We start from the raw sequence: 14,189 nt of genomic DNA on the forward strand, positions 1-14,189 counted from the left end.
CATGAGCGCCGTGGACCAACTGCAGCACGACGTGCTCATCATCGGCGGCGGCGGCGCCGGCCTGCGCGCCGCCATTGCCGTGGCCCAAGAGCACCCCGACCTCAGCATCGGCATCGTGTCCAAGGTCTATCCGATGCGCAGTCACACCGTCGCCGCCGAGGGCGGCATGGCGGCGGTCATCAAGGACAACGACAGCGCCGAGGACCACATCTACGACACCATCAGCGGCTCGGACTGGCTGGCCGACCAGGACGCCGTCGAGATGTTCGTCGAGGAAGCGCCCCGCGAGCTGATCCAGCTGGAGCATTGGGGCTGCCCTTGGTCCCGCGAGGCGACCGGCCACGTGGCCGTGCGCCCCTTCGGCGGCATGAAGCTCCAGCGCACCTGGTTCGCCACCGACAAGACCGGCTTCCACGTCCTGCACAGCCTGTTTCAGACCTGCTTGCAGTTCCCGTCCATCACCCGCTACGACGAGTGGTTCGCGACCAAGCTGCTGGTTGACGACGGCCGCTGCCAGGGCTGCACGGCCATCGAGCTGCGCACCGGCCAGCTGCGGCCCATCTACGCCAAGTCGGTGATCATCGCCACGGGCGGCTTCGGGCGCATCTTCCCCTTCACCACCAACGGCGCCATCAAGACGGGCGACGGCCTGGCCATCGCCTATCGCGCCGGCGTGGCGCTCAAGGACATGGAGTTCGTGCAGTACCACCCCACCGGCCTGCCCGGCACGGGCATCCTCATCACCGAGGCGTCGCGCGGCGAAGGCGGCGTGCTCCGGAACAACAAGGGCGAGCGGTACCTGGCCGACTACGACCTGGGCGAGCCGTTGCCGCTGGACGACCCGCGGCATCCGCAGCTTCGGACCATGGAGCTCGGCCCGCGCGACCGTCTGTCGCAGGCGTTCATCAAGGAGCAGGAGAAGGGGAATACCTACTCCGGGCCGTATGGCGACTACGTGCACCTGGACATCCAGCACCTCGGCGAGCACCGCATCGACACCAAACTCCCCTTCGTGCGCGAGCTGGCGCGGAACTACGGCGGCATCGACCCCGTCACGGAGTCGATTCCGGTGCGGCCGGTGGTGCACTACATGATGGGCGGCATCGACACCGACATCGAAGCCGCCACCACTCTCCCGGGGCTCTACGCCGCCGGCGAGTGCGCCTGCGTGAGTATCAACGGCGCCAACCGGCTCGGATCGAACTCGCTCACCGAGCTGGTGGTCTTCGGCGCGCGCGCCGGGCGCAATGCGGCCAAGTTTGCGCACGCGTCCGATCCGGCGGCGGTCGATCGCTTGGAGTCGCAGGTCGATGACGAGCGGGCCCGCATCCGCCGCATCCTGGAGCAGCCGTCCGGCGGCGAGCGAGTCGCCGAGCTGCGGCGTGAGATGACCACAACCATGGAGGAAGGCGCCGGCATCTACCGCACGCAGGCGGGCATCGAGCAGACGTACGCCACTCTCAGCGACCTGCGCGAGCGCTTTGGCAGCGTCGATCTCGACGACCGCACCAACGTCTACAACACCGATCTGATCAGCGCGCTGGAGCTCGACTACATGCTCGAAATCTCGCTGGCCCTGGCCGCGAGCGCCCGCGACCGCACCGAGTCGCGCGGATCGCACCAGCGCACCGACCACCCGGATCGGGACGACGACCATTTCCTGAAGCATTCCCTGGCCATGCGCGGGGACGACGGCACGCCCGAGGTGTCCTTCCGCGACGTGGTGATCACAAAATGGCCACCCGGATCGCGGACGTACGGATCCTCCAATCAAGCAAAGGCGGCGACGACCGAATCATGAGCACGGCCATCGAAACCACGATCAAGTTCGAGGTGTTTCGCTACCAGCCGGATTGGGACGAGCCGACCTACCAGGTCTACGACGTGCCCTACCGCGAAGACTGGGTCGTGCTGGACGCGCTCAACTACATCAAGGACACGGTGGACGGAACGCTGACCTACCGCTGGTCGTGCCGCATGGGCGTTTGCGGATCGTGCGGGGCCATGGTCAACGGCTACCCCAAGCTCACCTGCGCCGCCTTCCTCTCGGAGTACATGCCCGGACCGATTCGGGTTGAGCCGCTGGTCAACTTCAACGTCGAGCGCGATCTGGTGACCAGCATCGAAAGCTTCATGGAGAAGCTGGAGAGCGTCCAGCCGTGGATCATCCGCGAAGACGGCGCCACGGACGACCTCAAGTCCGAATACCTGCAGACACCCGCCCAGCACGCCGCCTATCAGCAGTTCAGCATGTGCATCAACTGCCTGCTGTGCTACGCGGCCTGTCCGGTTTCTTCGCACAGCGACGAGTTCATTGGACCGGCGGCGCTGGCGCTGGCCCAGCGCTACAACCTCGACAATCGCGACGAGGGGGTAGAGCAGCGCCGCGACGTGATTCTGAAGGACGAGGGCATCTGGGAGTGCTCGTTCGTCGGCGAGTGCTCGGCCGTCTGTCCAAAGCACGTGGACCCGGCCGGGGCCATTCAGCAGGCCAAGATGACCGGCGCCATCGACTACTACCGGCGGCTGCTCATGCCCTGGACGGTGAAGTCTTGACGCAGCCGTTGTTCCGCTCCCTGGGATGGACGTGGTGGACCAAGCGGCCCTCATATCTGCTGGTGTTTCTGCGCGAAACCTCGTCGGTGTTCATCGCCATTCAGGTGGTGCTGGTGCTGGTGCTGCTGCACAAGGCCGGTCAGCCGGCGGCCGACTACCAGGCCTACCTGGACTTCCTCTGGAATCCGGGCATGGTCGTCTTCCACGTCGTGTCCATCGTCTTCGCGCTGTTGCACACCTACACCTGGTTCAACCTGCTGCCGCAGACGGTTGCGATTCGGATCCTGGGCCGGCGCATTCCCGCGCTGCTGCTCGTGGCGCCACAGTTCGGCGCCTGGGCCGTGGTGACCGGGCTGATCATCGCCTGGGTCTGGTGGGTCGGCGCAGGATGAAGGGCCGGTCGCACGAGCCGATCTGGTGGTCGCTCTTCGGCATGGGCGGGATCATCGCTGCGGTGTTCGTGCCGGTCATCATCTTCGTCACCGGCATCGGCGGCGCCGCCGGGTGGGATGCGGTTACCGGAGCCCTGGCCCACGGCGAGGACGGCATCGGCGCACTGCTGCGGCACGCGCCCGTGCGAGCGGTGCTGGGCCTGATTCTGGCGCTGGCCGCGGTCCACGCCGCGCACCGCATCCGGCACACGCTGATCGACCTGCACGTGCACGCACCGCCGGCAGTGCTCATCGTGGCGAGCTACGGCGCGGCGGCGGTCGTGAGCGTGCTGATAGCCATCGTCCTGGCGCTCTTTTAGGACCGTCCGTCACTCGACTCCGGTCCCACGCTGCGCGCAGCGTGGGATGCGTTCCTAGCCCGCCTGGGGCCCATGACGGTCGCCCGCAGCCCGCGAGTGCCGCTCCCGGAGCAGCGCCCGCGCAGGCGCACTAGCCGACGCCGGTCGGTTTCGGCAACAATGCAGGCGCACTCGCCGTCCTCGCCCCAGAACGGAGCGCTCTCGTGCACGCGATTTCCTACGCCGCGCCCACGACAGTCGCGGACGCGGTTTCCATCCTCGCCGAGCATGGGGCGAACGCCCGCATGCTTGCCGGTGGCACGGACCTCATCGTGCAGGTCCGTGAAAAGCTCCGCGACACCACGGTTTTCGTGGATGCCAAGCACATCCCGGACCTGATGCAGTTGTCAGTCAATGCCGATGGCTCGGCCACGCTCGGCGCGGCCGTTCCCTGCCATCAGATCTACGGTGACGACGCGTTCTCCGCGCAATATCCCGCGCTGGTGGACGCGTGCCAGATCATCGGCAGCACCGGGATCCAAGGACGCGCCTCGGTAGGCGGCAATCTTTGCAACTCAGGGCCCGCGGGCGACACCATCCCGCCGCTGATCGTGCACGGCGCCGTCGCCAACATCGCCGGAGCCAACGGCGGGCGCACCCTGGCGGTGGAAGACTTTTGCACCGGCCCGTCGCAGAACGTGCTCGGTGACGACGAGCTGCTCGTCTCGCTGTTGCTGCCCAAGCCCGCCGCGGGCTCGGGATCGCATTACCTGCGGTTCATTCCCCGCAACGAGATGGACATCGCGGAAGTCGGTGCCGGCGCATCGGTCACGCTGGACGGCGACACCATCACTGCCGCCCGCATCTCGATCGGGGCGGTCGCTCCGACGCCGCTGTTCGTCGCCGAGGCCGGTGAGGCGCTCATCGGGCAGACGGCCGGCGAGGCCGCCTACGAAGTCGCGGCCAACATTGCCCGCGACGCAGCCACCCCGATCAACGACATGCGCGGCACCATCGCGCATCGCAAACACCTCAGCTTCGTCCTTACGCAGCGTGCCTTGCGCGGCGCGGTAGCCCGCGCGCGTGGAATGGAGGTCGGCCATGGCCACTGAGATTCTCAGCGGCAAGGTGCATGTCAGCACCACGATTAACGGGGAGTCGACCGACTTCCTTGCCGAGCCGCGCGAAAGCCTGCTCGAGGTCCTGCGCGAAACGCTGGGCCTCACGGGCGCCAAGGAAGGCTGCAACGACGGCAACTGCGGCGCCTGCAACGTCATCATGGACGGGCGCCTGGTGAATAGCTGCTGCGTGCTGGCGGTCGAGGCCGGCGGCGCGGATGTCACCACCATCGAAGGTCTGGCCGGCCCGTCGGGGCTGCACCCGCTGCAGGAGAAGTTCCTGGAGCACGCGGCGCTGCAATGCGGTGTCTGCACGCCGGGATTCCTGGTCTCGGCCAAGGCCATGCTCGACAGCAACCCCAACCCGACGGAAGACGACGTGCGGTGGTGGCTGGCCGGCAACCTCTGCCGCTGTACCGGGTACGACAAGATCGTGCGCGCGGTGCTGGACGCCGCCGCATCCATGCGCGGGGAGGGCTGACGATGGCTGTTGAAACGCGCGAAGAAGCCGTAACCATCAAGCACCATTCCGAGGACTACAGCGTCGTCGGGACGCGCCCCATCCGGCACGACGGCGTGGACAAGGTCACCGGCGCGGCGCGCTACGGGTCCGACGTGAGCCAGCCGGGGCAGATCTACGGGGCCGTGACGCGCAGCCCGCACGCCCACGCCCGCATTCGGTCCATCGACACCAGCAAGGCCGAGGCGTTGCCGGGCGTGCACGCAGTGATCACCAGCGCCGACCTCGCCGATCCGGGCGAGAAGGTGACCGGCGGCGGCGAAGCCACGGCCGTCCCGTTGAAGCACAAGAGCGCCAACGTCCTGGCGCGCGGCAAGGCCCTCTATCACGGTCACGCGGTCGCCGCGGTGGCGGCGGTTGACGCCCATACGGCCGGCGAGGCCGCGGCGCTGATCGAGGTCGACTACGAGGTGCTGCCGCCGGTGATGGACGTGCTCGAGGCGATGAAGCCCGACGCCACGCTCCTGCACGACGACCTGCACACCGACATCGCGGGCGAAGCGTCCGAGGAGCCCAGCAACGTCGCCGCCAAATTCCTCTTCGAGGAAGGCGACGTCGAGGCGGGGTTCGCCGAGGCCGCGGTGGTCGTCGAGCGCGAGTTCACCTTCGCCACGGTTCACCAGGGCTACATCGAAAACCACAACGCCCTCGCGCTATGGCATGGCGACGGCGAGCTCACCGTGTGGTGCAGCAGCCAGGGCCACTTCACCATCCGCGCCGAGGTGGCCGACATCCTTGACGTGCCCATCTCGAAGGTCAAGGTGATCCCCACCGAGATCGGTGGCGGGTTCGGCGGCAAGACCACGTGCTACCTGGAGCCGCTGGCAGCGGCGCTCGGCCGCAAGGCGGGGCGTCCGGTCAAAATGTCCATGGGCCGAGCCGACATCCTGAAGGCCACCGGTCCGACGCCGGGCGGCTACATCCGGGTGAAGATGGGCGCCGACAGCGACGGCAAGCTCACGGCCGGCGAGGCGTACATGGCGTTCGAGGCGGGCGGATTCCCCGGATCGGTCGTGGCCGCCGGCTGCATGTGCGTGTTTGCGCCCTACAACCTCGCCAACGTGAAAATCGAGGGCGACGACGTGGTCGTGAACCGGCCCAAGACCCACGCCTACCGCGCACCAGGCGCCACGCAGGCGGAGTTCGCCAGCGAAACGGTGGTGGACGAAATCTGCGAGCAGCTCGGGATCGACGTGCTCGACTTTCGCACGATGAACTCGGCGGAAGAGGGCACCTGGCGCGCCGGCGGTCCGGCTTACGGTCGGATCGGTCACATAGAGTGCGTGCAAGCCGCGCGCGACTCCGAGCACTGGAACTCGACGCTCGAAAAGCCGGCGGGCACCTACCGCGGACGCGGCGTGGCCTCCGGGTTCTGGTTCAACATCGGGTTCACGTCATCCGCCATCGCCCGTCTGAACCCTGACGGCACGGTGACGCTGCTCGAGGGCTCGCCCGACATCGGCGGCACGCGCTCGTCGATCGCCATGCAATTCGCCGAGACCCTGGGCATCGGCTTCGACGACGTCATTCCGATGGTCGTCGATACCGACTCCGTTGGGTACACCGACGTCACGGGCGGCAGTCGCGTGACGTTCGCCACCGGCTACGCCGCGCATGAAGCCGCCAACGACATGCGCCGGCAGATGATCGAAGGCATGGCCGACGTCTGGGACGTGGCGGCGGACTCCATCACCTACGAGAACGCGACCTTCACCGCCAACGGCGAGTCGGCCTCGTTCAAGGAGGCCGCGCATCTTCTCAACGAAGACACCCAGCAAATCATCGGCAAGGCCACCGTCACGCCAGAGAAGGAAGGCAACGCCTTCGCGGTGCACATCGCCGACGTGGAGGTCGACGTCGAGACCGGCAAGGTGACGGTCCTGCGCTATACGGCCATTCAGGACGCCGGCGTGGCGATTTACCCGCCGTACGTCGAAGGCCAGATGCAGGGCGGCGCGGTGCAGGGCATCGGCTGGGCGTTCAACGAGGAGTACTTCTACGACGACGACGGTCGTCTGCGGAACGCCACGCTGCTGGACTACCGCATGCCGACCACGCTCGACGTGCCGATGATCGAAACGATCATCGTCGAGGTACCGCATCCGGGCAGCCCGTTCGGCGTTCGCGGCGTGGGCGAGGTGCCCATCGTGCCGCCGCCGGCCGCGCTGGCCATCGCCATCTACGACGCCGTCGGCATCCGCTACCGCGACCTGCCCATGTCGCCCCACCGCGTCTACGCGGAGTTGGCGGCGAGGCAGAACGGCGCTGAAGCGTAGTCCCCAACCGCGGCGCGGCGGCCCTTGCCGCCGCGCCGCGGGGACCACGCGAACCGGCGAGGCGTAGCCGTGGCGAGGGTGCATATCCCCACGCCGCTGCGTGAGTTCACCGACGGCCAGATCAAGGTCGACATTGAGGGCGCCACCGTGCGCCTGGTCGTCGAGAACCTGGAAGCCCGCTTTCCGGGGCTCAAGAACCGACTGGTGCAGGAGGGTGAATTGCGCGCCGGGCTGGCCGTCTTCGTGGACGGGGCCAACAGCCGCCGCGGCCTGCGCACCAAGTTGCGAGAGGACAGCGAGCTGTTTTTCCTGGAATCCATCGGCGGCGGCGCTGGCAACCGTCGTGAAATCCAGCACAATTGGTCAGGACAACATCACGTGCGACCGGACGCCGGCATCGCACGCGCGTAGGAGGACGCCTGCATGGCGGAAACGAACGGCAACTACAACGTCATAGGCACTCGACCCGTCCGGCACGACGGGGTCGACAAGGTCACCGGACGCGCGATCTACGGAGTCGACGCGCACATGCCGGGCATGCTGTGGGGTCAGGTGCTGCGCAGTCCGCACGCGCACGCGCGGGTCCTCTCGATCGACACCTCCCGCGCCGAGGCGCTGGAGGGCGTTCATGCCGTCATGACCGCGGCAGACATCCCCGATCCAGGCGCCGGCGTCGCCGAAGCCAACGAGTCGGGCCTCCAGAGCAAGCGCTACAAGAGCGCCAGCCTGATGGCCCGCGACAAGGTGCTGTTCGAGGGCCACCCCATCGCCGCCGTCGCCGCCACCAACAAGCACGTGGCCGAGGAAGCTCTTGAGCTGATCGATGTCGAGTACGAGCTGTTGCCCGTGGTGCTCGACGTCCGCGAGGCCATGAAGCCCGACGCGCCGCTGCTGCTCGACGACCTCCACATGGACACCGGGGGCGAGCTGGCCGACGAACCGAGCAACATCGCCTCGCGCACGATCCACGAGGAAGGCAATATCGAGGCGGGGTTTGCCGCCGCCGACCGCGTGTTCGAGGGCGAATACACCATGTCGATGGTGCACCAGGGCTACATCGAGCCGCACAACGCCCTGGCTTACTGGAGCGCCGACGGGCACTTGCGCGTCGAGTGCAGCTCGCAGGGACAGTTCGGCATTCGCAGCGAGCTTGCCGACCACCTGCAATGGCCCATCTCAAAAATCAACGTCTTTCCGTCGGAGATCGGCGGCGGGTTCGGAGGCAAGACCACCATCTACCTCGAGCCGCTGGCGGCCATTCTGTCCCGCAAGTCGGGACGCCCCGTGAAGCTCACCATGAGCCGTTCCGACATCCTGCGCGCCACCGGACCGGCGCCCGGCGGCTACGCCTGGGTCAAGATCGGCATCACCAACGAGGGACGGATCACGGCCGCGCAGGCCATGTTCGCCTTCGAGGCCGGCGGCTACCCGGGGTCCGCCGTCGGCGCGGCCTGCCTGTGCGCCTTCGGGCCTTACAAGCTGACCGATTTCCGCATCGACGGCTACGACGTGGTCGTGAACATGCCGAAGTCCCACGCCTACCGTGCGCCGGGAGCGCCACAGGGCGAGTTCGCCGTGGACAGCCTGGTCGACGAGATCTGCGAGGAGATGGGATTCGATCGGCTGGAATTCCGCGCCATGAACGCCTCGGAGGAAGGCGATCTGCGCGCCAACGGCACGCGGTACCACTGCATCGGCAACCACGAGGTCATCGAGGCGGCGCGCACCTCGGATCACTGGCGCTCGCCCATCGGGTCGGCGCCCGGACGGCGCCGAGGGCGCGGCATCGCCTCGGGCTTTTGGATGAACGGCGGCGGGATGTCAACCGCCGTGGCTCAGCTGAACGCGGATGGCACGGTGACGCTGCGTGAAGGCTCGGTGGACATCGGCGGCACGCGCACATCGGTCGCCATGCAGGCCGCCGAGACGCTGGGGATTCCGGTCGAGGACGTCGACCCCATCGTTCCCGATACGGACAGCATTGCCTTCACGGGTGTGACCGGCGGCAGTCGCGTCACGTTCGCCACCGGCTGGGCGGCGATCGAAGCCGCCCGCGACCTGCGGCAGCAGATGATCGATGGGCTGGCCGACCACTGGGACGTGGCCAGCGAATCCATCGTCGCCGACGAGGACGGCACGTTTCGTCAGAACGGCGAGACGGTGTCCTTCAAGGAAGCCGCCGGCATTCTCGACGGCGATGACCTGCGCCTTGTCGGCTCCGCCACGGTGGTTCCCGAAGGCTCGGGCAACACCTTCGCCATTCACATCGCGGACGTGGACGTGGATCTCGAGACCGGCAAAGTCGACGTGGTGCGCTATACGGCCATCCAGGACGCCGGAACGGCCATCTACCCGCCATACGTGGAAGGGCAGATGGAAGGCGGCGTGGCGCAGGGCATCGGCTGGGCGCTCACCGAGGAATACGTCTACGACGACGAGGGCCACATGCGGAACGTGAGCCTGCTGGACTACCGCATGCCCACGACGCTGGACGTGCCGATGATCGAGAGCATCATCGTCGAGGTGCCGAACCCCGGGCATCCCTACGGCGCCCGAGGCGTCGGCGAGGTTCCCATCGTGCCGCCGCTGGCGGCGATCACCAACGCGATCGCCGACGCCACCGGCGCCCGCATGCGGGACCTGCCGGCCTCGCCGCCCAAAGTTCAGGCCGCAATCGCCGCGCTCGATTCATAAGGCGGCGCCATAGTCCACGCCGGGCACTCGCCGAAGTCCCGAACGCGCTAGGCTGCGTCCGTGACGTTCTTGCGCCGGCTTCACGTCTTCCTGCGCGGCCAGCACCGCCTCATGGCCGCGACGATCGTGTTCGGAATCTTGTTCGCGGGCACGGGACTCATCGCCCCGCTGCTCGTGCGCCAGATTCTGCTGTGGCACGCCGAGGGCGCCGTCGAGACGGGCGCGCTCAGCATCATCATCGTGGTGCTGGTTGGTTCGTTCGTGCTGCGGGCGGTGGGACGTTACGGCTACGGCGCCATCTCGCACATCGTGGCCTACCGCGCCCAGCACCTGATGCTGGTCACGCTCTATCGACACATCCAGTCACTGCCCCATCGATTCTTCGAGCAGCGCCGCACCGGCAACCTCATCTCGCGTGCCGTCGGCGACGTCGAGGCTGTCGAGGACTTCATCGCGCACGGCATTCCGGAAGCGACCCTCGCCGCGACCATCCCAACCGCGATGGTCATCGCCCTGGGGATCATCAACTGGCAATTGATGCTCATCAGCCTCATTCCCATGCCGCTGATCCTGCTGCTCACCTGGTTCGTGATGCCCCGGCTGCGAGCCGAGTGGGGAGGCGTGCGTCAGCGCATGGCCGAGTTGACCGGCGCGGTTGCGGAGGGCATTTCAGGGTTCGCCGTGGTGAAGGCCTTCGGCCGAGAGCCCGAGCGGCGAGCGGAAATCGACCGCGCCGGCGCCCAGTTCCGCGACACCATCGTGCGCACCCAGGCGCTCACGCTGATCCCGGTCGGCCTACTGGAAATCATCGCCGGACTCGGGCTGATCCTAATCGTGGCCGTCGGCGGCAACTGGACACTCGAGGGCATCGTGCCCGTCGCCGACTTGTTCGTGTTCGTGGTGTATCTGGGGATGATCTACCAACCGATCATCCAGGTCGCGGCAATCGGCGAGGACATTCAAAAGGCCATCGCGAGCACCGACCGCATCTTCGCGCTGCTGGACGTGCGCAGCAACATCGTGGACCGTCCCAACGCCCGTCCGCCCGAGAATCCTCGCTGGACCGTGGAGTTCGACCACGTGGAGTTCGCCTACGACCGCGGCGCGCCGGTGCTGCATGGCGTGGACTTCACCGTGCCGGAGGGATCGCTCGTTGCGCTTGTCGGGCCCACGGGCGCCGGCAAGACCACCTGCACCAGCCTGATCCCGCGCTTCTACGACATTGACGGGGGCGCCGTGCGCATCAGCGGCGTGGACGTGCGCGACCTGCCGCTGGCCTGGCTGCGCTCCAACATCTCGATGGTGCTGCAGGACGTCTTCCTCTTCGAGGGCAGCATTTGGGACAACATCGCCTTCGGCCGACCCGGCGCGAGCGACGCCGACATCCTGGCAGCCGCGCGGGCGGCCAACGTCGACGAGTTCGCCGAGCGCCTGCCCGGTGGCTACGACGCCCGCGTCGGCGAGCGCGGCGTGCGCCTATCAGGGGGCCAACAGCAACGCATTTCCATTGCGCGGTCCATCCTCAAGGACGCCCCGATCCTCATCCTCGACGAAGCCACCTCGTCGGTGGACACCGAGACGGAAGGCCTGATCCAGGAGTCGTTGTCCCAGCTGACCAAGGGCCGCACCACGATCGTCATCGCCCACCGGCTCTCCACCGTCCGCAGCGCCGACGTCATCGTGGGGCTGTCGGATGGGACGGTCGCGGAAACGGGCTCACATGAAGGACTCCTCGCGCAGGGCGGCTGGTACGCCCGCATGTTCGAGATTCAGGCAGGCACGGCGCGCTGGCAGCTTGGCGAGCGCCAGACCGTGCCGCAGGCATGAGGCAGGCGACCGCGCCTGCGCTCGCGGGGAGGAATCAATGAGCGATCTCTCAGGACGCGCGGCCGTCGTCACCGGCGCGGGCACGGGGATCGGCGTGGGCATTGCCCGGCGCCTCGCCAAACACGGGGCACGAGTCATCGTCTCGGCATCGAGCAGCTTCGAGGGCGCCGAGCGTCTGGCGGCCGAGCTCCGCAGTGCGGGCGCCGACGTGCGCGCGGTGCAGTCGGACTTTCGCCGCGCCGCCAACGCCGCACACGTCGTGGAGGCGGCGCTGGACGCCTTCGGCCAGGTCGACATCCTGGTGAACAACGCCGGTCGCACCATGGTGAAGCCGTTCCACGAGTGCAATGAGCGGGACTGGGACGACCTGTTCAACGTCAATATCAAGTCCATGTTCGTGACCTGCCAGACCGCGCTCCCGGGCATGCTCGAGCGCGGCTTCGGACGCATCATCAACATCAGCTCGGTGCACTCGCAGGTGCACGCGAAGGGCTACGTGATCTACTCGGCCACCAAGGGCGCCATCAACGAGTTCACCCGCAACCTGGCCGTCGATATCGGGCGCGACAACATCACGGCGAACGTCATCGCGCCGGGAGCCATCCACGTCGAGCGGTACGAGCGGGACAACGTGGACGAGTCGAACATGATTCGCGGCATCCCGTCGGCTTCCGTCGGTACGCCCGCCGACATCGCCGGCGCCGCGGCCTTCCTGGCATCCGAGGACGCGCGCTACGTCAACGGCGCGGTGCTGTTCGTTGACGGCGGCCTCACCGCACGCATGAGCATCGAGTAAGGCCGACCCGTCCGGTAGAAAACGGTACATCTCGGGCGGCGGCTGTCGAGTAGCATTGGGCAGCCCCTGAAGGCTCACTCAAGCGAGGTCCCGACGACGCCTGACACCGGCTACACACGCGATGGCTTTAGGGCCAGTATTGGTGTATCGGGTATGGCATTCAGGCATCCGGTCATCGCCGCATTCGACCAACGGCCGACGCCCGAGCAGTTGCGATCATGAGCCTTCGGCTGGTCGTTCCGCGTGAGCTGCGCCTGGGCGAATCGCGAGTGGCGCTCGTGCCCGATGCAGTCGCCCAGCTTGTCGACGAGGGCTTTGCCGTCGTGGTCGAACGCGGCGCCGGAGTCCGATCGTTCGCCGACGACGACGCGTACCGTGCCAACGGTGCGAACGTCATCGACGAGCGAGCCGCGCTGCTTCGTAACGCCGACGTGGTGCTCACGGTGCGCGGGCTCGGCGGGAGCGACGACGAGTCGTTCACGTGCGACTTGGCGTGTCTCCGACACGGCGCGGCGGTCGTGGGCCTGCTCGATCCCTACAGCGACGAGGACCGCATCCAGGCCATGGCTGATCGGGGCGTTCTGGCATTCGCGCTCGAGCGCATGCCGCGCATCACCCGAGCGCAGAGCATGGACGTGCTCAGCTCAATGTCCACCATCACCGGCTACCAGGCGGTCCTGCTGGCCGCGCGGACCTCGCCGCGCATGTTTCCCTTGCTGATGACCGCCGCCGGGACGCTGGCCGCGGCCCGCGTGCTGGTCCTGGGGGCGGGCGTGGCCGGTTTGCAGGCCATCGCGACCGCCCGGCGCCTGGGCGCCCTGGTACAGGCCTACGACGTGCGCCCGGTCGTTCGCGAGCAGGTCGAGAGCCTGGGCGCCACGTTTGTCTCGTTCGATGGCGAGCACAGCGGCGACACCGCCGGCGGCTACGCCACCGAGCAATCCGAGGTCTTCTACGCCCGTGAACGGAAAATGCTGGCCGACGCGCTGCGTGACGTGGATGTCGCCATCACCACCGCGCTCGTGCTGGGACGACGCGCCCCCACGCTCATCACGGCCGCCGCCGTGGCGGGGATGCGGCCGGGATCGGTCATCGTCGACCTGGCCGCCGAGCGCGGGGGGAACTGCGAGCTCAGCGAGCCGGGTGAAACCGTCGTTCGCCACGGCGTATCGATTGCCGCGCCGCTTGACCTGGCGTCGAGCGCGCCGGTCCACGCGAGCCAGATGTACGCCCGCAACGTGTCGACCTTTCTGCGCCACATCGCATCGCCGCACGGACTAACGCTCGATGCCGACGACGAGATCGTGCGCGAGACCATGGTGACCCCGACCTCGCTCCTCCCCGAGGAGTCTCCCGCCGACGTGGCCTCGGTAGCGGGAGCGTAGATGGAAGTCTTCATCCTCGCGCTCACGGTGTTCCTGCTCGCCGCGTTCATCGGGTTTGAAGTCATCACCAAAGTCCCGCCGACCCTGCACACGCCGCTCATGTCCGGCGCCAACGCGATCTCCGGAGTCTCCATCGTCGGAGCCATCATCGCCGCCGGCGCGCAGCAGACGACGCTGGCCGCGGCCCTGGGCGTGGCGGCGCTGATCCTGGCCACCGTGAATGTCGTGGGCGGATTCCTGGTCACGCACCGCATGCTCTCGATGTTCCGGTCGCGGAAGAAGTAGCG

Annotated in this window: 13 protein-coding genes; all 13 read left to right on the plus strand. The window is 67.6% G+C overall.

What is annotated here, in order from left to right:
- Position 1 precedes the first annotated feature (1 nt).
- The 13 genes from frdA (at position 2) to OXG79_10350 (ending at position 14,187) form a co-directional block, all read left to right on the plus strand.
- The gene (frdA, locus tag OXG79_10290; protein ID MCY3784162.1) at positions 2-1,801 is read left to right on the plus strand and encodes a fumarate reductase (quinol) flavoprotein subunit; all 1,800 of its coding nucleotides are present in this window, start codon (positions 2-4) and stop codon (positions 1,799-1,801) included.
- Positions 1,798-2,556 (plus strand): succinate dehydrogenase/fumarate reductase iron-sulfur subunit, encoded by a 759-nt coding sequence (locus OXG79_10295; GenBank protein ID MCY3784163.1) that lies wholly within the window; start codon positions 1,798-1,800, stop codon positions 2,554-2,556. Before frdA ends, OXG79_10295 begins: the two co-directional genes overlap by 4 nt.
- The gene (locus OXG79_10300) at positions 2,553-2,948 is read left to right on the plus strand and encodes a fumarate reductase subunit C (protein ID MCY3784164.1); all 396 of its coding nucleotides are present in this window, start codon (positions 2,553-2,555) and stop codon (positions 2,946-2,948) included. The genes OXG79_10295 and OXG79_10300 overlap by 4 nt, the downstream gene beginning before the upstream one ends.
- Positions 2,945-3,307 (plus strand): fumarate reductase subunit D, encoded by a 363-nt coding sequence (locus OXG79_10305; GenBank protein ID MCY3784165.1) that lies wholly within the window; start codon positions 2,945-2,947, stop codon positions 3,305-3,307. The genes OXG79_10300 and OXG79_10305 overlap by 4 nt, the downstream gene beginning before the upstream one ends.
- 203 nt (positions 3,308-3,510) lie before the next feature.
- Positions 3,511-4,398, plus strand: coding sequence for a xanthine dehydrogenase family protein subunit M (locus tag OXG79_10310; GenBank protein ID MCY3784166.1), 888 nt, complete (start codon positions 3,511-3,513; stop codon positions 4,396-4,398).
- Positions 4,388-4,885 (plus strand): (2Fe-2S)-binding protein, encoded by a 498-nt coding sequence (locus OXG79_10315; GenBank protein ID MCY3784167.1) that lies wholly within the window; start codon positions 4,388-4,390, stop codon positions 4,883-4,885. Before OXG79_10310 ends, OXG79_10315 begins: the two co-directional genes overlap by 11 nt.
- Before the next feature lie 2 nt (positions 4,886-4,887).
- Positions 4,888-7,200 carry a xanthine dehydrogenase family protein molybdopterin-binding subunit gene (locus OXG79_10320; GenBank protein ID MCY3784168.1) on the plus strand — a complete coding sequence of 771 codons (2,313 nt, stop codon included), beginning with the start codon at positions 4,888-4,890 and terminating at the stop codon, positions 7,198-7,200.
- A gap of 69 nt (positions 7,201-7,269) precedes the next feature.
- The gene (locus tag OXG79_10325; GenBank protein ID MCY3784169.1) at positions 7,270-7,611 is read left to right on the plus strand and encodes a MoaD/ThiS family protein; all 342 of its coding nucleotides are present in this window, start codon (positions 7,270-7,272) and stop codon (positions 7,609-7,611) included.
- 12 nt (positions 7,612-7,623) lie between these two features.
- Positions 7,624-9,894 (plus strand): xanthine dehydrogenase family protein molybdopterin-binding subunit, encoded by a 2,271-nt coding sequence (locus tag OXG79_10330; GenBank protein ID MCY3784170.1) that lies wholly within the window; start codon positions 7,624-7,626, stop codon positions 9,892-9,894.
- Positions 9,895-9,954: 60 nt separating this feature from the next.
- Complete coding sequence (locus OXG79_10335; GenBank protein MCY3784171.1) at positions 9,955-11,721, plus strand: ABC transporter ATP-binding protein; 1,767 nt, start codon at positions 9,955-9,957, stop codon at positions 11,719-11,721.
- Between the two features lie 37 nt (positions 11,722-11,758).
- On the plus strand, positions 11,759-12,517 hold the full coding sequence (locus OXG79_10340; protein ID MCY3784172.1) for an SDR family NAD(P)-dependent oxidoreductase: 759 nt from the start codon (positions 11,759-11,761) through the stop codon (positions 12,515-12,517).
- Positions 12,518-12,735: 218 nt separating this feature from the next.
- Positions 12,736-13,902, plus strand: coding sequence for an NAD(P) transhydrogenase subunit alpha (locus tag OXG79_10345; GenBank protein MCY3784173.1), 1,167 nt, complete (start codon positions 12,736-12,738; stop codon positions 13,900-13,902).
- On the plus strand, positions 13,903-14,187 hold the full coding sequence (locus OXG79_10350; protein ID MCY3784174.1) for an NAD(P) transhydrogenase subunit alpha: 285 nt from the start codon (positions 13,903-13,905) through the stop codon (positions 14,185-14,187).
- Positions 14,188-14,189: the final 2 nt, after the last annotated feature.

Source organism: Chloroflexota bacterium (assembly GCA_026706485.1).
Classification (GTDB): Bacteria; Chloroflexota; UBA11872; order UBA11872; family UBA11872; genus JAJECS01.

What these genes read in the sequence shown, in the direction of transcription:
- frdA (MCY3784162.1), top strand. Translation starts at nt 2, where the DNA reads ATGAGCGCCGTGGACCAACTGCAGCACGACGTGCTCATCATCGGCGGC.
- OXG79_10295 (MCY3784163.1), top strand. Translation starts at nt 1,798, where the DNA reads ATGAGCACGGCCATCGAAACCACGATCAAGTTCGAGGTGTTTCGCTAC.
- OXG79_10305 (MCY3784165.1), top strand. Translation starts at nt 2,945, where the DNA reads ATGAAGGGCCGGTCGCACGAGCCGATCTGGTGGTCGCTCTTCGGCATG.
- OXG79_10315 (MCY3784167.1), top strand. Translation starts at nt 4,388, where the DNA reads ATGGCCACTGAGATTCTCAGCGGCAAGGTGCATGTCAGCACCACGATT.
- OXG79_10320 (MCY3784168.1), top strand. Translation starts at nt 4,888, where the DNA reads ATGGCTGTTGAAACGCGCGAAGAAGCCGTAACCATCAAGCACCATTCC.
- OXG79_10330 (MCY3784170.1), top strand. Translation starts at nt 7,624, where the DNA reads ATGGCGGAAACGAACGGCAACTACAACGTCATAGGCACTCGACCCGTC.
- OXG79_10340 (MCY3784172.1), top strand. Translation starts at nt 11,759, where the DNA reads ATGAGCGATCTCTCAGGACGCGCGGCCGTCGTCACCGGCGCGGGCACG.
- OXG79_10345 (MCY3784173.1), top strand. Translation starts at nt 12,736, where the DNA reads ATGAGCCTTCGGCTGGTCGTTCCGCGTGAGCTGCGCCTGGGCGAATCG.
- OXG79_10350 (MCY3784174.1), top strand. Translation starts at nt 13,903, where the DNA reads ATGGAAGTCTTCATCCTCGCGCTCACGGTGTTCCTGCTCGCCGCGTTC.